This is a genomic window from Methyloversatilis sp. (assembly GCF_030696805.1).
Classification (GTDB): Bacteria; Pseudomonadota; Gammaproteobacteria; order Burkholderiales; family Rhodocyclaceae; genus Methyloversatilis.
This window is the reverse complement of sequence record NZ_JAUYRO010000025.1, coordinates 50,641-69,501: the sequence shown is the minus strand read 5'-3', so window position 1 is coordinate 69,501 and position 18,861 is coordinate 50,641. Positions and strand designations below refer to the sequence as shown.

Here is an 18,861-nt window from a genome sequence, read left to right as displayed (position 1 = left end):
CGATACACGTCGCACTCGGTGGCATCAGTTTGTTGGGCATCGCTGCGCTCACCCCAACCCACACATGATTTCCGTTGCTCCGCGGAGCGACGCTCAGCGGCTTAACCCATTTCATTCACAGCAATCCCGAAGAACGGCTGTACGCAATGACGCGCGCAGGCCGGATCGATAACGGGGAGGTCATCCACCGATGGACAGGAAAGCATTTCTCAAGGCCGGCCACACGCCCACGCTGTTTGCCGCCTTTCTCTATTTCGATCTCGCCTTCATGGTGTGGGTGCTGCTCGGCCCGCTCGGCGTACAGATCGCCCAGGACCTGCACCTGACGCACGCGCAAAAGGGCTTCATGGTCGCGGTACCGGTACTGGCCGGTGCGCTGCTGCGCATGCTGATGGGCGTGCTGGTTGACCACCTGCAGCCGAAGAAGGCCGGCGCCATCGGTCAGGTCATTGTGATCGTGGCGATGTTCGTCGCCTGGCAGTTCGGCATCCACAGCTACGAACAGGCGCTGTTGCTGGGCTGCTTCCTCGGCTTCGCCGGCGCCGCGTTCGCCGTGGCGCTCCCGCTCGCCTCGCGCTGGTATCCGCCTGAACACCAGGGCACGGCACTGGGCATCGCCGGCGCGGGCAACTCCGGCACCGCACTGGCTGCGCTGTTTGCGCCGGGGCTGGCGGCCGCGTTCGGCTGGATCAATGTGTTCGGTCTGGCGCTGATTCCGCTGGTGGCTGTATTCATCTTCTACCTGCTGGTGGCGAAGGACGCGCCGGAGTGCCCGCCCCCGAAGACGATGGCCGAATACCTGAAGGTGCTGAAGGACCGCGACGCCTGGTGGTTCATGTTCTTCTACAGCGTCACCTTCGGCGGCTTTGTCGGGCTGGCGTCGTCGCTGACCATCTATTTCAACACCCAGTACGGGCTGGACGCGCAAATGGCGGGTTACTTCACCGCCGCCTGTGTGTTCGCCGGCTCGCTGGTGCGGCCGATCGGCGGCAATCTGGCCGACCGCATCGGTGGCATCCGCACCCTCACCGTCATGTATGTAATCGCTGCCGCCTTCCTGTTCGGCGTGAGCTTCGGCCTGCCGCAGGCCTGGATGGCGGTGGTCGTGTTCGTTGGCGCCATGCTGGCGCTGGGCATGGGCAATGGCGCGGTGTTCCAGCTGGTGCCGCAGCGCTTCCGGCGCGAGATCGGCGTCATGACCGGCCTGGTCGGCATGGCTGGCGGCATCGGCGGCTTCTATCTGGCGTCGTCGCTCGGCTATTCGCGCGAAGCGACCGGCAGCTACCAGACAGGCTTCGTCATCTTCGCGCTGCTCGCGGTGCTGGCACTGATCGGCCTGACGCGGGTAAAGACGCGCTGGCGCACCACCTGGGGGGCGGCCCACCTCACCAATGCACGCATCTGACGCGGGACTTCCGGTCATGACATTGAAGGTGTCCATCGGTCAGTGTTCGATCGCCGGACCGCGACCGCGCAACGAGGATTTTGCGGGTGCGGTGACGCCCGCTGGCGAAACACTGGATGCCAGGGGCTTGCTGTTCGCCGTGGCCGATGGCGTCGGCGGCCATGCCAACGGACGCGAAGCGGCCGAGCTCACCGTGCGCGGCCTGCTGAACGACTACTACGCCACACCCGATACCTGGAGCATCACGCAGTCGATCGACCGGGTGCTCGGTGCGCTCAATCGCTGGCTCATCGCGCACGCCGCGCGCACCCGCGAAACCGCCGGCATGGCCACCACGCTGTCCGCACTGGTACTGCGCGGCACGCGCTGGCACCTCGCCCACGTCGGCGATTCGCGCATCTATCTGTACCGTGCCGGGACACTGACGCGCCTGACCGAAGACCATACATGGGCGCATCCGGAGCTGTCGAATGTGCTGCACCGCGCGGTCGGGCTCGATGCCCGCCTTGCCGTCGACCACGCCGATGGCGAACTCGAGATCGGCGACTGCTTCGTACTGCTGAGCGATGGCGTGTGGAACACACTGCACGACGAAGGCATCGCCGGCGAACTGGGCCGCCGCAGCGAACCGGAGTCGCTGGCTTCGGCGCTGGTGCTGCAGGCCGAAGCGCGCGGCGCCAATGACAACTGCACCGCGCTGGTGGTGCGCGTCGACGCGCTGGGGCAGGCGGCGCTGCGCGACCGCCTTGCGCAGGCTGCGCAGCTTGAACTGCCGCCGCGACTGCACCCGGGTGATGTCATCGACGGACTGAAGATCGAGGCGGTGCTGCACGAATCGCGCGTAACGCTGCTGTATCGAGTGCGCGACACAGCCAGCGGCGACATCAAGGTGCTCAAGACCTTGCGTGCCGACGCGGCCGACCCGGATGCCATCGCCGCCCTGGTGCATGAGGAATGGCTGGCGCGCCGGGTGGTGTCGCCACTGTTTCCGCAGGTAGCGAACCATGCCGGGCGCAACAGCCTGTATTACCTGATGAGCTGGCACGAGGGGGCGACGCTGCGTGCCCGGCTTGAGGCGGGACATCATTTCGATATCGAGCAGATTGTCCGGCTGGGCTGCATCGTCCTGCGCGCGCTCGGCACGCTGCACCGGCTCGGCATCGTGCATCGCGACATCAAGCCGGACAACCTGCACCTGGACGCCCAGGGCGCGCTGCGCGTACTCGATCTCGGCGTCGCGGCATCCGATGGCGAGGCCTTCGGCGAAATCAACAACCCCGGCACGCCCACCTACATGGCACCGGAACTGTTCACCGGCGCGACCGCCAGCGAGTCGAGCGACCTGTTCGCGCTTGGCGTCACGCTGTACGAACTGCTGACCCGGCGTTATCCGTATGGCGAGGTCGAACCTTTCCAGCGACCGCGCTTCGGCGATCCGCTGCCGCCCACGCGTTTTCGCCCGGAAACGCCGGAATGGCTTGAAGCGGCGCTGCTCAAGGCCGTTGCCCGCACACCCGACGCGCGCTTCGAAACCGCCGAGGAGTTCCTGCTCGCGCTGGAGCGTGGCGCACACCGCCCGCTTGCGCTGCCCCGACGCACACCGCTGATCGAACGCGCATCGCTGCGGCTGCTGCGCGTATTGCTGACCGTATCGGCGCTGTTGAATCTGTTGCTGCTATGGGCACTGCTTTCGTAAGGACCGCGCGCAGCGCGCACCAGTGGCATGCATGCACCGTTCACCGCGCCCCGCGAAGGAGCGCATGCGCACAGCTTCGCGGCAAAAGCGCTTACCCAGGCGCACAAACCAGCCTTCAGTAACGTGGCATAAGCCTTGCTAAACGTCAGGCGGAGACAATAATGACCGACACCCGACACGAAACCCGCTCGACCTGCTGCTACTGCGGGGTCGGGTGCGGCGTGATCATCGAACACGACGGCAGCCGCATCAGCGGTGTGCGCGGCGACCCCGAGCATCCGGCGAATTTCGGCCGGCTGTGCTCCAAGGGTGCCACGCTGCACCTCAGTGCGCGCCCGGAAACGCGCGCGCTGCATCCGGAACTGCGCATTGCGCGCGATGCGCCGCGCACGCGCGTTGGCTGGGGCGTTGCGCTCAGCCATGCCGCCGACCGGTTTGCAGCCATCATTGAGGCGCACGGCCCGGACGCGGTGGCCTTCTACATTTCCGGCCAGCTGCTGACCGAGGATTACTACGCCTTCAACAAGCTGGCCAAGGGTCTGATCGGCACCAACAATGTCGACACCAACTCGCGCCTGTGCATGAGTTCGGCCGTGTCGGCCTACAAGATGACGCTGGGAGCCGACGCCCCGCCCTGCTCCTACGAGGACATCGACCAGGCCGACTGCCTGCTGATCGCAGGCGGCAACCCGGCGTACGCCCATCCGGTCGTCTATCGCCGCATCGAGGACGCGCGGCGCGCCAATCCCGCGCTCAAGGTGATCGTCATCGACCCGCGCCGCACCGACACCGCGTCCGACGCCGACCTCCACCTGCCGCTGCTGCCCGGCACCGATGTCTGGCTGTTCAACGCCATGCTGCACGTGCTGCTGTGGGAAGGCCATGCCGACGACGCCTTCATTCGCGCGCACACCGAAGGCTTCGACGCACTGCGTCGGCACGTGCGCGACGTGACACCGGCGGTCGCGGCGGAAATCTGCGGCCTGCGTGCCGAAGACATCGTCACTGCGGCACAGTGGTTCGGTTCGGCGAAGGCTGCGATGTCAATGTGGTGTCAGGGCCTGAACCAGTCGCATCACGGCACGCACAACGGCACGGCACTCATCGCGCTGCATCTGGCGACCGGCCAGATCGGCCGGCCGGGTGCCGGTCCGTTCTCGCTGACCGGTCAGCCCAATGCGATGGGCGGACGCGAGGTTGGCGGCATGGCCAACCTGCTGTCCGGCCACCGGGACCTCGCCAACCCGGCACACCGGGCCGAAGTCGCCCGGCTTTGGGGCATCGATGACGTACCGGCGCAACCCGGCCTGACCGCGGTCGAACTGTTCGAGGGCGTGCGCAGTGGCAAGGTGAAGGCGATCTGGATCGCCTGCACCAATCCGGCGCATTCGATGCCCGATCAGACGCTGATCACCGAAGCCCTGCAGGCGGCCGAATTCGTCGTCGTGCAGGACGCCTGCCGCAGCACCGAAACGGCCGCCTTCGCCGATCTGCTTCTACCGGCGACCACCTGGGGCGAAAAGGAAGGCACGGTCACCAATTCGGAACGGCGCATCACGCATGTGAACGCGGCACTGCCGGCACCGGGCGAAGCGCGCGCCGACTGGCGTATCGCCTGCGATTTTGCACACGCGCTCGCGCTCCGGCTCGGCCGCGACGCAACAACACTGTTCCCCTACGACACGGTGGAACAGCTGTTCAACGAGCACGTCGACTCCACGCGCGGACGCGACCTCGACATCACCGGCCTGAGCTACGCCCTGCTCGACCGGCTCGGTCCGCAGCAGTGGCCCTTCCCCGCCGGTGCCGATACCGGCCTGGCACGCCTCTACACCGAGCGCAAGTTCGCGACAGCCGACGGCCGCGCACGCTTTGTCGTACCGGTCACCAGCACCACTGCGGAAAAGATCGATGCCCGCTTTCCGCTGCACCTGAACACCGGCCGCCTGCGCGATCAGTGGCACTGCATGAGCCGCACCGGCCAGGTGGCACAGCTGTACAGCCATGTCGACGAGCCGCGCGTCGAGGTGCACGCCGACGACCTGGCGCGCCGCGGTCTGGCCGACGGCGACCTGGTGCGCATCCGCAGCCGGCGTGGCGCCATTGTGCTGCGCGCGCATGCCAGCGCAGCCCAGCGACCGGGCAGCGCCTTCGTCGCGATGCACTGGGGGCGCAACACCCTGTCGAACAGCGGCGCCAATGCACTGACGGCCGGCCGGACCGACCCGTATTCGAAGCAGCCCGAGCTCAAGCACGCCGCGGTGCAGATCGCGCGCGCCGACCTGCCGCATCAGGCGCTGTTGCTGCGCACCGAAGGCAGCGACGAGGTCGCCGTCAGTGCCGCACTGCAACGGTCGGAAGCGCTGGCCCCGGTGCTGGCACGCTTTGCCTATGCCGCGCTGTCGCTGGCCGGCCGCGAGCGCCCGGTGCTGGTGCTGCGCATCGCGCACGACACGCCGATTCCGGACGAATGGCTGGCCGACATCGACCGCATCTGTGCGCTCGACAACCCGGCCTGCCTGGTCTATCGCGACGCGCGGCGCGACATCACCAAACGCGCACTGATCGAGGACGAGCTGCTGACCGGCATCCGGCTGACCGGCGAAACCGCCGCAGCTGGCTGGCTGCGCGACGTCATGACCGGGCGCCAGCCGACGACCGACCTGCGGCGCTGGTTGTTCGCACCGCTGGTCACGCCGCCGGTTGCCACCGCCACGCGCGGGCGCATCGTGTGCAACTGCCTCGATGTGGCCGAACCCGACATCGTGCGTGCCATCGATGAAGGAGCGGATCTGGTGTCGCTGCAGCAGTCACTGCGTTGCGGCACCTCATGCGGATCCTGTGTACCCGAGTTGAAACGCATGCTCGATGCACGACGGCAAGCGGCATAACAATATTTCGAGGAGACGAACATGAGCATGGAGCGAGCGCCGCGATGTTGAGCCAACAGACCCTGACAGACATGCTGTCCGCGCTCGGCCGCGGCGGCGACGAAGGCCGGGATCTGGCGGAAGAAGAGGCTTACGGCCTGTTCGCCGACATGCTCGACGGCCGAATTCCGGCGCTCGAACTCGGTGCCGTACTGGCCAGCCTGCGCTGGAAGAACGAATCAGCCGACGAACTGGCCGGCTTTGCGCGCGCGCTCAACGAACGTATCCCGGTCATCGAACTGCCGCAGCATCGGCCTCGCATGGTGGTCATTCCGAGCTATTCGCGCGCCGGCCGGGCACCCAACCTGATGCCGCTGCTCGCGCTGATGCTGGCGCGTCTCGAAGTGCCCGTGCTGGTGCATGGGCTCGTGGGCCATGGTGTGCGGGCGGGCAGCATCGACGTGTTCGAACGACTTGGTCATGCGCCCTGCAGCAGTCTGGCCGATGCGCAGACCACGCTGAATTCCGGGCGCTGCGCCGTGGTACCGACCGAAATGCTCAGCTCCTCTCTGGACAGCCTGATCCGCTTGCGGGATCGCATGGGCAACCGCAACACGGCGCACGTCGTCGCCAAACTGCTCGACCCGGCACCGCTGCGCAGCCTGCGCGTGATCTGCGTCGCCGACGCCCAGCTGTTGTCGCGACTGCACGACATGTTCCTGCGCACACCGGAGCGTGCGCTGCTGATGCGTGCCCCCGATGACGATTCGTTCGCCGACCCGATGCGCCGACCGCGCATACAGATGTTCGAACACCAGACCGCCCGCACACTGTTCGAAGCCGAAATCGGCACGCCTCAGCTGGTCAATCCGCTGCCGCCGGCGGAAGACATCGATGCCACCAGCGACTGCATACGTGAAATGCTGGAAGGCCACCGCGCCATCCCGCAACCGCTGCTCAACCAGGTGGCAGCCTGCCTGTTCGGCAGCGGTTCGGCACGCGACCTGACGCATGCCAAGGCCACCGTTTCACTCGGGCTGGCGCACGCAACACCACACTCGGCCCATTGAGGCTCGCCCACTCACGCTCGCCAGCCGACTGGGCGCTCGTCGCACAGCGGCGTCAAGCGCCGTTGGCGGCCATCCAGGCAAGGCAGCGCTGCCAGCCGTCCCTGGCGTCGACTTCGCGATAACTCGGCCGGAAGTCGGCGTGAAAACCGTGCGGTGCCTCGGGATACAGCACGATGTCCGAGCGGCGTGCCGCATCGGCAGGTGACTTCGACAGTGCATCGCGCATGGCCTCGACGTCGCTGTTCGGAATCCCCTGATCCTTGCCGCCGTACAGGCCGAGCACGGGCGCCTTGAGCGCATCGGCCAGATCGATCGGGTGGTTCGGCGTGAGCTCGCCCGGCAGGCCGTCAAGCTTGCCGTACCACGCCACGCCGGCGCGCAAAGCAGGCTGGTGCGCGGCATACAGCCAGGTGATGCGGCCGCCCCAGCAGAAACCGGTCACCGCAAGACGCGTGGCATCGCCTCCCGCCTGCGCCGACCAGGCGACGCAGCTGTCAAGATCGCCCATCACTTGTGCATCGCCGACGCGCGACACGATACGTTCAAGAATCTCCGGCACGCTGCTGATCTTCGACGGATCACCCTGGCGAAAGTACAGTTCGGGCGCGATCGCGAAGTAACCGGCCCGGGCAAAACGCCGGCAGACATCCCGGATGTGCTCGTGCACCCCGAAGATTTCCTGCACCACCAGCACCACTGGCGGCTTCGGCGTGGCGGTCGGGCGGGCGAAATAGACAGGCAGCTTCTGTGCATCGGCTGTGTTGACCTCGGCCATGCCGGTGTCCATCCCCGTGGCAGGCGTGCTGATGATCTGCTGCGCCATCACCGGTTGCGCGGCCAGCGCAAATCCGGCCACCGTTGCGGTCCGCAGGAAGTCGCGCCGTTCCGGATCTCCCGGCATGCCACTTGCGGGTTTTGCTGCGCTGGAATCCACAGCCGATCCTCCTCAGCGATTGATGAAGCCGGGCTCGCGTGCCGGCACGGAGTCAGAGAACTCGTTCAGCTGGCGCGCCAGGTCCATCTTGCCGGCCGTTGCAACCTGCGGCACGTAGTTGCGGAACAGTTCGCTGATCGCCGCACGCTCGCCACCCTGAAACTGGCCGGCGACCGGATACAGACGCTCGATCATGTCGATGCCTTCGGCCCACTTGTTCTGTGCGGCGCAGGCGATCGACAGTTCGGCGAGGCGACGGGCCAACGGAAGATCGGGGGCGCTGCCGGCGCGCTTTTCCTCGATGGTCAGCGATTCGCGCAACAACTCCTCCGCACCTTCCCAGTTGCCGAGCATGCGCTTCAGCTGTGCATAGTTGTACAGGCGCTGCGATTTGGCATCCGGAGTAATCGCATTCACATCGGGGTGCATCAGTGCCTTGTAGCAGAGCTCATCGGCCAGACCGATGTTGTTGTCAGCCCAGGCTGCCCGGCATTCGCGGAAAAGACGGTCGGACTGGTTGTCCTGCGCTGCAGAGCCGGCGCTGGCGCACAGCAGGCCCAGCGTCGCGGCAAGCGCCGTCAGCAGATGTTGTTGGCGGGTCATGATCAGATCTCCTCGTGATGGGTGCTGCGTTTTTTCTGGCCTCAGGCGAGGCGTCTTCTATAGAACCACTGTGTGTCCGACGACGCCTTGACGTCGAATGCATAACCGTCGACGGCAAAGTCCCGCAGTGCCTCGACGTCATCGATGCGATGGTCGGCGGCATAGCGCGCCATCAGTCCGCGGGCGCGCTTGGCGAAAAAGCTGATCACCTTGTAGGTGCCGCCCTTCCAGTCCTGGAACACCGGCTGGATGACTTCTGCCTTCAGCGTCTTGCGCTTCACGGCCTTGAAGTATTCGTCGCTCGCGAGGTTGACCAGTACCGGCCGCGAATCGTTCTCCAGCACGGCGTTCAATGCCTGCGCCGGCAGATCGCCCCAGAACGCGTACAGATCCCTGCCCGACGGATTGACCAGCCGGGTACTCATTTCCAGCCGGTAGGGCAGCATCAGGTCAAGCGGGCGCAGCAACCCGTACAGCCCGGACAGGATGCGCACATGCTGCTGCAGCCAGTCGAGTCCGGCACGGTCGAGCGTGCGGGCATCGAGTCCGTCGTAGACGTCGCCGTTGAACGCCAGCGCGGCCGGACGACCGCGCGGAACGTCGTAGTCAGGCGTCCAGTCAGCGTAGCGTGCGGCGTTCAGCGCGGCGAGCGGATCGGAAATACTCATCAACGATGCGATGGCGGCTGGACTTCTGGACTTCAGTATTTCCACCAGCACGGCCGATCGATCCAGAAAATCGGGCCGGGTTGCGCTGGCAGCGGGCAAGGGTGATTCGTAGTCGAGCGACTTGGCGGGAGACAGGACGATGATCATGGGCGTGGCACGAACAGGATTAATCCCACGATGGTAGCGTGCGCCATCCAACCCGTGCGCTGCTTGCCTGTCACAGACTCCGACAACACAAATCGGGAAGAATGTGCAGCAGGCAGCGCCGGACTGCGAAGCGTGCGCGGAAGACCGACTGCGGCGCGCCATGATATCTGTGACGCCCAACGAAAACGGAGGTGCCGCCGTGCGGACACCTCCGTTATTCCTGCCGGCAAGCATGCACTTCCTGGGTCATGCCGGACAGTTCGTCCGGGGCTGCGGATTCGCCGCGGCCCCGGGAAAGGAAACCGGTTACTTCTTGTTGATCGTCTTCTTCAGCGCAGCGCCTGCGGTAAACTTGGCAGTCTTGGCAGCAGGAATCTTGATCGTGGCACCCGTGCGCGGATTACGGCCGGTGCGGGCAGCGCGTTTGCCGGTGGCAAAGGTACCGAAACCGACCAGGGTCACTTTTCCACCCTTCTTCAGTTCTGTGGTGACGGATTCGAGAAAACCGTCGAGCAGACGACCTGCTGCGGCTTTGGAAACGTCGGCTTTCTTGGCGAGTGCTTCGATCAGTTCTGCTTTGTTCATCTAAGTCTCCTTCTTCGTTATACGCAAATGCGCGCGGGAAAACCTGCAGGGATGATAGTGAGGCGCAGCGCGCTCCACAAGCGGCCATGCAGACTTTCTTCATGAATTTGCGCGCCCTGTAGCCACTTTTTCGCCGCCAAGCCAGTTCCATGCCCGATTTGGCATCCACATGCCGATCCGGTTGGACACCCAGGTGCCCGAGGGGCATAATTCGCGACCATGAAATTTCTGTTCGATCTGCTGCCGGTCCTGCTGTTTTTTGCAGCCTACAAATTCGCCAACGCATCGCCGGAGGCGTCCCACTCACTGATCACCCAGCTGCTGGGCGACGGTATCGCCGTCACGCAGGGCCCGATACTGATCGCCACCGCCGTCGCGATCATAGCGACGATAGGACAGGTGCTGTGGCTGATGGCGCGCGGGCGCAAGGTCGAAATCATGCTGTGGGTCAGCCTTGGCATCATCGTCGTATTTGGTGGCGCGACGCTGTTGTTCCATGACGCGACCTTCATCAAATGGAAGCCGACCGTGCTGTACTGGTTGTTCGCGGGTACGCTGGCCGGTGCGGCGCTGTTCCTGAAACGCAATCTGATCCGCAGCCTGATGCAGGCCCAGATAGAACTTCCCGAAGCCGTGTGGACGCGGCTCAATCTGTCGTGGATCGGCTTTTTCGCGGTCATGGGCGTGTTGAATCTTTATGTTGCCTTCAGCTTCAGCGAAGAAACCTGGGTAGATTTCAAGCTGTACGGTGGCATGGGTCTCATGTTCCTGTTCGTGCTTGCGCAGGGCGCCATGCTCTCGCGTCACGTCGACGAGAAAAACTCCTGATTCTGTCCGACTCCACATTTCGGCTCCAGCCCTGCCCGATCCTGTTCCCAACACTGCCGAGACCACAGAGGTGACGATGTTTTATGTTCTGATGGGTGAAGACGCGCCGGGCAGCCTGCCCAAGCGGCTTGCCGCGCGGCCTGACCACCTCCATCGCCTGCAGCTGTTGCAGGACGAAGGACGCCTGCTGGTGGCCGGTCCGATGCCGGCAATCGACGCGGTCGACCCGGGCGAAGCCGGTTTCAGCGGCAGCCTGATCATCGCCGAGTTCGATTCGCTCGAAGACGCGCGCGCCTGGGCCGACGAAGACCCCTACACTATCCAGGGTGTGTTCGAGCGCGTCACGGTCAAACCCTTCCGCAAGGTATTTCCGTCGTGAATCAAGCCATGACCGTCGAATCCGCCATTCGTGAGCGCCTCGCCTCACTTGAACCGGCGGCGCTCGAACTGGTCGACGAATCGCATCTGCACGCCGGACACGCAGGTGCGCGTTCCGGTGGACGGCATTACCGGTTATCCATTGAATCCGCCCGTTTCACGGGGCAGCGACTGATGGAACGCCACCGCCTCATCTACGCTGCACTGGGCGACCTGATGCAGCATGACATCCACGCCCTGTCGATCACGGCGCGCGCCCCCGGCGACGCGGATCCGGTTTGATCGACGAATTGTCCATTCAGCAGTACCTGGCATTCACCCAGAAAGGTAACCCGATGAAACACACGTTCTCGATTCTGTCCCTTGCCGTCATGACTGCCTTCGCCTTGCCGGCGATGGCGCAGCAAAAGGCGAAGGAAAAGCCGGCTGCCGCTTCGGCCGAGGGCGTGCTCGCCACGGTCAATGGCAAGACCATCCCGCAGGGCCGTGCCGACATCATGGTGCGCAACCAGATTGCCCAGGGCCAGCAGGACGGCGAACAACTGCGAACCGCCGTGCGTGAAGAGCTGATCCGCCGCGAAGTGCTGACGCAGGCTGCCGCAACCAAGGGGCTGGACAAGAACGCCGCGCTGATGCATCAAGCCGATCTGGCCCGCCAGGCCGTGCTGATCCAGGCTTATCTGCAGGAGTACGTGCGCGCCAACCCGGTCAGCGAAGCGACCGTCAAGGCCGAGTACGACAAGGTGAAAGCCGGTCTGGGCGACAAGGAATACAAGGCGCGCCACATCCTGGTGAAGACCGAGGACAAGGCGAAGGAAATCATCGGCAAGCTGCAGGTCGGCGAAAAGTTTGAAGATCTGGCCAAGGACTCGGAAGATCCGGGCTCGAAGGACCGCGGTGGCGACCTCGGCTGGAGCGCGCCGGCGCAGTACGTGAAGCCGTTCTCGGACGCACTGACCAAGCTCGAAAAGGGCAAGTTCACGCCGCAGCCGATCCGCACTGACTTTGGCTACCACGTGATCAAGCTGGAAGACGTGCGCGACCTGAAGGTGCCGCCGTTCGAAGAAGCCAAGGCGCAGATCGCCCAGCGCCTCGAACAGCAGACCATCGCCGCTCACGTGAACGAACTTCGCCAGAAGGCTTCGGTCAAATAAGTTCTGCGTCCGGTCCCGGGTGCGCCTACCTCAACCTGCGTGTCATCGAGCCGTTAGAGCGGACGGATGAGATGAAGAAGGAGGACGCGAAATGTCTCGCGATGCACCCGAAGCCGGCGTCGAGCCGGCTGACTTGTTGACCTCGCCAGCCGAGCCGTTCTGGCGCGTCTGGTGGCGCTTCGTCTGGCCTTTCCTGTATTTCCGCGACTGCACGCGTGGCAGCTGGCTGGAGCGTGTGCAAAGCTACCGCCACAACCGTTTGATGCGCCGCCATCTGCCGGGCTTCATCCTGAAGTGGCTGGTTTTTACGGCATTCTTCTTCACTTTCGGTCATTTCTTTGACGATGCCGCCGGTCTGGTCATTCCGGCCGCCTGCTGTTTCGTCACCGGTACGTGGACCGGTGTGGTGTCCATCGTGTTGTTCATCGCCTGGGGCTGGCTGGAGCGTTTTCCGGAACTGTCCTGAGCAGCACGGCGGGTTGTACGTGACACCCGCCACCCCGCCTCTCAGTGAGCAGCCAGCCGCGCCGCCTGCTCCGCCACCCGCTGACCGAACAGCCGTGCAGTCTGCAGGTCCCCATCAAGCATTTCGTCGACCGACGCATCGGACGGCGTCGACGCCATCGCGCCGGCGAAGGACGCCACATAGTTGATGTCGTTGCGCGTGGCTGCCTTGCTGTTGCTCGGCATCAGGCCGGTACCGACCCAGAGCATGCTGTGCTGCATCGCCAGCGTCATCAGATAGTGCAGCGTCGAATGCTTGTCGCCGTTCATCGAGGCGGAATTCGTGAAGCCGGCTGCCAGCTTGTCCTTCCATTTCTGACCGAACCACGGCTTCGAACTCGCATCGGCGAATTTCTTGAACTGCCACGACACAGTGCCCATGTAGGTCGGGCTGCCGAACACGATGGCATCGGCGGTCGCCAGCGTGTCCCATGCCGCGTCAGGCACATTGCCTTCTGCGTCGACTTCGATGGCATGGACTTCGGCCGCCAGCGCGGCGCCGTCGGCGACGGCTCGGGCCATGCGGCGGGTGTGGCCATAGCCACTGTGATAAACGATCGCTACCTGTGTCATGCCGGACTCCTTCATCAAGATGCGGGATTGCCAAGGTCGAACAGCAGCGCATGGGCGCCCTGCCCGTGTTCAAAGATCACTTCGGTTTCATCGTCCAGCTTCAGCGCGTCGCCGCCCAGCAGCCGCTGCCCGTTGACGCTCAGCGCGCCATCCACCAGATGCACATAGGCCTTGCGGCCGCGGGCCAACGGGTGGCTGACCGGCGTGTCGCCCGCTTCGAGCCGCATGGCAAGCAGCGCCACATCCGCATGGATGCCAAGTGCGCCATCGCGCGCCGGTGGATGGACCAGCGTCTGCAGGCGCCCGCGCTGTGCAGCGGCCGGAAAGTGCGCCTGTGCGTAACCCGGCGCGATGCCACGCGCTTGCGGCAGCAGCCAGATCTGCAGCATGCGCACGGAGTCGTCACGACCGTGGTTCCATTCGCTGTGCAGCACGCCGTGGCCGGCGCTCATGCGCTGCACATCACCGGCGCGCAGCACCCCGGTATGGCCCATCGAATCGCGATGGGTCAGTTCGCCGGCCAGCACGACGGTGACGATTTCCATGTCGCGATGCGGGTGGGTGCCGAATCCGCCTCCGGGTGCGATCGTGTCTTCCATCAGCGCGCGCAGCACGCCGAATCCCATGTGCTCCGGGTCGTGGTAGTCAGCGAACGAAAAGCTGAAATGCGATTGCCCCCAGCCGTGGTCGTCAAAACCGCGTTCTGAAGATTTGCGCAGACTGATCATGGCCCATCTCCTTGATTTGTTTGTCGATGACTGAATTGTGCTGATCTGGAACACTGGCGTGTCCGCATGGCGCTGATATCATCATTCAAAATATTTGATCTCCAGTCACGCGCGAACGCAGGGCCTGCCGCCCGGCCACCTCACCCCCTGAACACCCCATGAGCGACCACGACCACCCGCTGAACCCTGAAGCGATCCGCCTGATCGCCACCATCGACGAAGCCGGCAGCTTTGCCGCCGCGGCGCGCGTGCTCGGCAAGGTGCCGTCGGCGCTCAGCTACAGCGTGCGTCAGCTGGAAGACGCACTCGACGTGCTGCTGTTCGATCGCGCCAGCCGCAGCGCCGTTCTGACGCCGGCCGGTCGCGAACTGCTGTCGGAAGGGCGTCGCCTGCTGATCGAGATGGATGCCGTCGCCAGCCGCGTGAAGCGGGTCGCCAGCGGCTGGGAAGGCCAGCTCGCGATCGCCGCCAACGCACTGTTCTGTCCGCATACGCTGCTCGATCTGGTGGACGCTTTCTACGGCCAGCGCGACACCGCCCGACTGCCGCCACCCACGCGCATCCGGCTGCGCCAGGAGGTGCTGTCCGGCACCTGGGAGGCCTTGCTGACCGGTTCGGCCGACCTGGCGATCGGCGTCGATGCCGACGACAGCCGGGTCAGCGGCGTGCAGATCGAGCCGCTGGGCGACGTTCCATTCGTGTTCGTCGTGGCACCGCAGCATCCGCTGGCACGCATCGCGTCCGTGCTGACACCGGCAGTCATCCGCATGCATCGCGCCGTCGCCATCGCCGACAGCGCGCTGAAACTGTCGCCCGTATCGCGCAATCTGCAGCCGGGACAGGACGTACTCACCGTGCCGACGCTCGACATGAAGATCGACGCACAGCTGCGCGGTCTGGGTTGCGGCTTCCTGCCGGAAAGCCGCGTGCGCGCCCACATCGCGGCCGGGCGACTGGTGGCGAAGGACACCGGCGACACGAAGGTCGCCCGCTTCTCGATCGCCTGGCGCACCGGCCCGCGCGGTCGCGCGCTCGACTGGTGGCTGCAGCAACTGGCGAGTCCGCGCACCCGCGCCGCGCTGCTCGACGGCGTGCCCGCATGAGCGACCGCCCGCTTCCGATCATCCTGCTGACCGGTTTTTTGGGCAGCGGAAAGACCACGCTGCTGAACCGCCTGCTCGCCTCACCCGGAATGGCCGACACGCTGGTCATCATCAACGAGTACGGCGACGCCTCGCTCGACCATCTGCTGGTGACCCACTCGGCGGAACAGCCGGTGGTCGAACTGCCGGGCGGATGCGTCTGCTGCAGCCTGCGTGGTGATCTGGCGCAGACGCTGCGCGACGCGCACTGGCGCTTCGCGCGCGTCGGGCGCCGGCAGTTCGAACGCATCGTCATAGAAACGACCGGTCTCGCCGACCCGGCGCCCATCCTGCGCACGCTGACGCAGGACGCCCGCATCGCCGCCCGCTACCGTCTGCACTGCACGCTGACCGTTGTGGACGCGCTGCACGCCGCGGGCACGCTGGCGACACAGGATGAAGCCGTACGCCAGATCGCCGCCGCCGACCGCCTGCTGATCAGCAAGTCGGATTTGTCCGACGCCCACGCGCTCGGTGTGCTGCGTACCAAGCTCGAACGCATCAATCCCTTTGCGCCACATACCGACCTTCAGGCGACGGCCGATGACGCCGGGCTGATGGCGCTGCTTGATGCGCCACCGCCCCGGTCAGCGCGCTTTCATCCCGTGATGACGGACGCACCGCACGCCATTCGCGCGGACAGCTATGCCTTCGAGCGGCCGATTGCCGCTGAGCGACTGGACGCCTGGCTCGCCGGCTGGCCGGGCATCGCAGGCCCAGGCCTGCTGCGCATGAAGGCGCTGTTCGATGTCGAGGGGCACAACGGGCCGGTGGCGATACATGGCATGCAGCACACGCTTCATCCGCCGACGCCGCTGGCTGAATGGCCGGACGCGGGCCGTGGATCGATCGTCGTGTTCATCACGCGCGACATCGACGCCGACGCGCTGCGCGAATATGTGGCGCTGCTCGGGCGCGATTGAACCCGCAGCCACACACATCGCTCACAATAGAGTCTGCGTACGCCCTGCCTCGCCTGAGTTCAACGTCCATGCCCATTGCCGCCCGACGGCTCGATGAAATCGAGTTCGACAACCTGTTCGTGCGCAGTCTGCCCGCCGACCCTTCGGCCGACATGCGCTCGCGCCCGGTCATCGATGCGTCCTACACGCTGACCTCGCCGACGCCGGTCGCGGCACCCGAACTGCTGGCCTGGTCGGACGTGCTGGGCGCCCAGCTCGGGTTGCGCCGACCGGCGCGCGTCGATGCAGCGGTCGAGGCGCTTGCCGGCAACCGCATCCTGCCCGGCATGCAGCCGTATGCGGCGCGCTACGGTGGCCACCAGTTCGGCAACTGGGCCGGCCAGCTCGGCGACGGCCGCGCCATCACGCTGGGCGAAATGATCGATACCGCGGGTCAGCGGCAGGAACTGCAGCTCAAGGGCGCCGGCCCGACGCCCTACTCGCGGCGTGCTGATGGACGTGCCGTGCTGCGCTCGTCGCTGCGCGAATTCCTGTGCAGCGAGGCCATGTTCCACCTCGGCATTCCAACCACGCGCGCACTGAGCCTCGTCACGACAGGCGACCGCGTGGTGCGCGACATGTTCTACGACGGGCATCCCGAATACGAGCCCGGCGCCATCGTGTGCCGCGTCGCCCCCTGCTTCGTGCGCTTCGGCCACTTCGAAATCCTCGCCTCGCATGAAGAGCTGGCCCTGCAGCGCCAGCTCGCCGACTGGGTGATGACGCACCACTTCCCGGACATCACCGGTTACGCCGACTGGTTCGCCGAAATCTGCCGCCGCACCGCAGTGCTGATGGTCGAGTGGATGCGCGTGGGTTTCGTGCATGGCGTCATGAACACCGACAACATGTCCATCCTCGGCCTGACGATCGATTACGGCCCCTATGGCTGGCTCGAGGGCGTCGACATGATGTGGACGCCGAACACCACCGATGCACAGGGCCGACGCTACTGCTACGGCCGTCAGCCGCAGATCGGCTACTGGAACCTGACCCGGCTCGCCGCCGCGCTGTCGCCGCTGATCGACGATCAGGCCGCGATCGATGCCGCACTGGAGGGCTACGAACAGACCTTCTCCGAGCGCTGGACGCTCATGCTGGCCGACAAGCTGGGCTTGCCGGCGGCCGCTGACGAGGCCGAACAGGCCATGCGCAGCGAACTGTTCCAGCTGCTGCAGGCGGAAGAATGCGACTTCACGATTTTCTTCCGCAGACTGGCCGCGGTGCCGGTTGCTGCGGCCCTCGCGGGCGATGCGGCGGCACTGGCGCCATTGCATGAAGCCTTCTACAGCGGTGACGGGCCTTCGGCAGAACACGGTCGCACGCTGCTCGCATGGTTGCAGCGCTGGGCGCAGCGTGTCACGGATGGCGGCGAAGCGGACGCGGCACGCATCGCGCGCATGAACGCGACCAACCCGAAATACATCGTGCGCAACTGGCTGGCGCAGCGCGCCATCGACGATGCGGGCGCAGGTGACACCGCGATGATCGAGCGGCTGCTGAAGATGATGCAGCGCCCGTACGACGAACAACCCGAATTCGACGAGCTGGCCGGTCGTCGTCCCGAATGGGCGCGCAACAAAGCCGGCTGTTCCGCCCTGTCCTGCAGTTCCTGAGCTACTTCTCCTCCCGATGAATCCGTCCACGCACAGCCTTACCTCACACACCTTCCACGGTCTCGAAGCCGGGCCGCGCCTGATCGTGCTCGGCGCCGTACACGGCAACGAAATCGGCGGCACGCGCGGCATCGAGCGCGTGCTCGACGAACTGGCGCGCGGCGATCTGGTCATCGTGCGCGGCACCGTCACCTTCGTGCCGATCACCAATCCGCTCGCCTGGACGCTGAAGCGGCGCGCCGGCGACCGCAATCTGAACCGCAACCTGCGTCCGGTTGCCGAGCCGCTGGACTATGAGGACCGCATCGCCAACGTGCTGTGCCCGCTGCTCGCCGCGCACGACGTGCTGCTCGACTTGCATTCCTTCCACACCGGCGGCGAACCGTTCGCCATGCTGGGGCCGCAGGACAACGATGGCACGCTGGAAGCCTTCTCGCACGCGGCTGCTGAAGAGGCACTGGCGCTGCGGCTCGGTGCGCGCCGTCTGGTCGAGGGCTGGCTCGACACCTACGCGACCGGCGTGCGCAAGCGACTGGCCCGCACCGCGCCGACCGAACGCGCCCACCTGTTGTCGACCGATCCGGACTACGGCATCGGCACCACCGAATACATGCGCCGCATGGGCGGCTATGCAGTGACGCTGGAATGCGGCCAGCACGACGATCCGGCCGCGCCTGAATTCGCCTGGCGCGCCATCCGCAATACGCTGGCGCATCTCGGACTGGTGGAACAACCCTCGACGCCAGCACGCGAAGATTTCGAGCTGCTGCGTCTGACCGAAGTGGTGGACCGGTTGCACCCCGACGATCAGTTCGCGCGCCCCTGGTGCAGCTTCGACCCGGTCAGGGCCGGCGAATTGATCGGCCGCCGCCACGACGGCACGGCGGTCACGGCGCCGCAGGACGGCTACATCGTGTTTCCGAATCCGACCTCGTCACCGGGCAACGAGTGGTTCTATTTCGCGCAGCGCAGCACGCGGGTGCCGCACCGGAACTGAC

Annotated in this window: 18 protein-coding genes and 1 pseudogene; 13 read left to right on the top strand and 6 right to left on the bottom strand. The window is 65.5% G+C overall.

The annotated features are described in order from the left end of the window. Positions 1-190 precede the first annotated feature (190 nt). From Q8R75_RS03280 to ybiB, 4 genes are all read left to right on the top strand, one after another. Positions 191-1,405 carry a nitrate/nitrite transporter gene (locus Q8R75_RS03280; protein WP_305611435.1) on the top strand — a complete coding sequence of 405 codons (1,215 nt, stop codon included), beginning with the start codon at positions 191-193 and terminating at the stop codon, positions 1,403-1,405. Positions 1,406-1,421: 16 nt separating this feature from the next. Then, positions 1,422-3,101 carry a bifunctional protein-serine/threonine kinase/phosphatase gene (locus Q8R75_RS03275; RefSeq protein ID WP_305611433.1) on the top strand — a complete coding sequence of 560 codons (1,680 nt, stop codon included), beginning with the start codon at positions 1,422-1,424 and terminating at the stop codon, positions 3,099-3,101. Between the two features lie 161 nt (positions 3,102-3,262). Further along, positions 3,263-5,992, top strand: coding sequence for a nitrate reductase (locus tag Q8R75_RS03270; RefSeq protein ID WP_305626124.1), 2,730 nt, complete (start codon positions 3,263-3,265; stop codon positions 5,990-5,992). A 44-nt stretch (positions 5,993-6,036) separates the two neighbouring features. Continuing rightward, complete coding sequence (gene ybiB, locus Q8R75_RS03265; protein WP_305614552.1) at positions 6,037-7,041, top strand: DNA-binding protein YbiB; 1,005 nt, start codon at positions 6,037-6,039, stop codon at positions 7,039-7,041. A 52-nt stretch (positions 7,042-7,093) separates the two neighbouring features. Here the strand turns inward: ybiB and Q8R75_RS03260 are convergent, their stop codons facing one another. From Q8R75_RS03260 to Q8R75_RS03245, 4 genes are all read right to left on the bottom strand, one after another. Further along, a complete protein-coding gene (locus tag Q8R75_RS03260) occupies positions 7,094-7,975 on the bottom strand; it encodes a dienelactone hydrolase family protein (protein ID WP_305626125.1) in 882 nt (293 codons plus the stop codon). 12 nt (positions 7,976-7,987) lie between these two features. Further along, positions 7,988-8,578 (bottom strand): hypothetical protein, encoded by a 591-nt coding sequence (locus Q8R75_RS03255; RefSeq protein ID WP_305614554.1) that lies wholly within the window; start codon positions 8,576-8,578, stop codon positions 7,988-7,990. Positions 8,579-8,619: 41 nt separating this feature from the next. Continuing rightward, positions 8,620-9,393 (bottom strand): peroxide stress protein YaaA, encoded by a 774-nt coding sequence (gene yaaA / locus Q8R75_RS03250; RefSeq protein ID WP_305614555.1) that lies wholly within the window; start codon positions 9,391-9,393, stop codon positions 8,620-8,622. A gap of 306 nt (positions 9,394-9,699) precedes the next feature. Continuing rightward, entirely contained in the window at positions 9,700-9,978 is a 279-nt protein-coding gene (locus tag Q8R75_RS03245) for an HU family DNA-binding protein (RefSeq protein ID WP_305614556.1), read from the bottom strand. A gap of 219 nt (positions 9,979-10,197) precedes the next feature. Between Q8R75_RS03245 and Q8R75_RS03240 the strand changes: the two genes are divergently transcribed. The 5 genes from Q8R75_RS03240 to Q8R75_RS03220 all read left to right on the top strand — a co-directional run bounded on the left by Q8R75_RS03240 (position 10,198) and on the right by Q8R75_RS03220 (position 12,804). Continuing rightward, positions 10,198-10,806, top strand: a complete 609-nt coding sequence (locus Q8R75_RS03240) for a septation protein A (protein WP_305614557.1) — start codon at positions 10,198-10,200, stop codon at positions 10,804-10,806. A gap of 76 nt (positions 10,807-10,882) precedes the next feature. Beyond that, positions 10,883-11,185 carry a YciI family protein gene (locus tag Q8R75_RS03235; RefSeq protein WP_305614558.1) on the top strand — a complete coding sequence of 101 codons (303 nt, stop codon included), beginning with the start codon at positions 10,883-10,885 and terminating at the stop codon, positions 11,183-11,185. 8 nt (positions 11,186-11,193) lie between these two features. Continuing rightward, positions 11,194-11,466 carry a BolA family protein gene (locus Q8R75_RS03230; protein ID WP_305614559.1) on the top strand — a complete coding sequence of 91 codons (273 nt, stop codon included), beginning with the start codon at positions 11,194-11,196 and terminating at the stop codon, positions 11,464-11,466. A 53-nt stretch (positions 11,467-11,519) separates the two neighbouring features. Beyond that, the gene (locus tag Q8R75_RS03225) at positions 11,520-12,338 is read left to right on the top strand and encodes a peptidylprolyl isomerase (protein ID WP_305614560.1); all 819 of its coding nucleotides are present in this window, start codon (positions 11,520-11,522) and stop codon (positions 12,336-12,338) included. Positions 12,339-12,429: 91 nt separating this feature from the next. Further along, positions 12,430-12,804: a hypothetical protein gene (locus tag Q8R75_RS03220; RefSeq protein ID WP_305614561.1), complete on the top strand. Its 375-nt coding sequence runs from the start codon at positions 12,430-12,432 to the stop codon at positions 12,802-12,804. Positions 12,805-12,845: 41 nt separating this feature from the next. On the opposite strand, the gene Q8R75_RS03215 is transcribed toward Q8R75_RS03220, so the two are convergent. Both Q8R75_RS03215 and Q8R75_RS03210 read right to left on the bottom strand, forming a co-directional pair. Beyond that, positions 12,846-13,415, bottom strand: coding sequence for a flavodoxin family protein (locus Q8R75_RS03215; RefSeq protein ID WP_305614562.1), 570 nt, complete (start codon positions 13,413-13,415; stop codon positions 12,846-12,848). A 14-nt stretch (positions 13,416-13,429) separates the two neighbouring features. Next, a complete protein-coding gene (locus Q8R75_RS03210; protein WP_305614563.1) occupies positions 13,430-14,143 on the bottom strand; it encodes a pirin family protein in 714 nt (237 codons plus the stop codon). A gap of 158 nt (positions 14,144-14,301) precedes the next feature. On the opposite strand from Q8R75_RS03210, the gene Q8R75_RS03205 reads away from it, so the two are divergent. From Q8R75_RS03205 to Q8R75_RS03190, 4 genes and pseudogenes are all read left to right on the top strand, one after another. Beyond that, entirely contained in the window at positions 14,302-15,246 is a 945-nt protein-coding gene (locus Q8R75_RS03205; RefSeq protein WP_305614564.1) for a LysR family transcriptional regulator, read from the top strand. Beyond that, the gene (locus tag Q8R75_RS03200; RefSeq protein ID WP_305614565.1) at positions 15,243-16,208 is read left to right on the top strand and encodes a GTP-binding protein; all 966 of its coding nucleotides are present in this window, start codon (positions 15,243-15,245) and stop codon (positions 16,206-16,208) included. The genes Q8R75_RS03205 and Q8R75_RS03200 overlap by 4 nt, the downstream gene beginning before the upstream one ends. Positions 16,209-16,276: 68 nt before the next feature. Continuing rightward, the gene (locus Q8R75_RS03195) at positions 16,277-17,863 is read left to right on the top strand and encodes a YdiU family protein (protein WP_305614566.1); all 1,587 of its coding nucleotides are present in this window, start codon (positions 16,277-16,279) and stop codon (positions 17,861-17,863) included. A 16-nt stretch (positions 17,864-17,879) separates the two neighbouring features. Continuing rightward, positions 17,880-18,860 (top strand): annotated as a pseudogene (locus Q8R75_RS03190) (succinylglutamate desuccinylase/aspartoacylase family protein); the annotation flags it as partial. Position 18,861 lies beyond the last annotated feature (1 nt).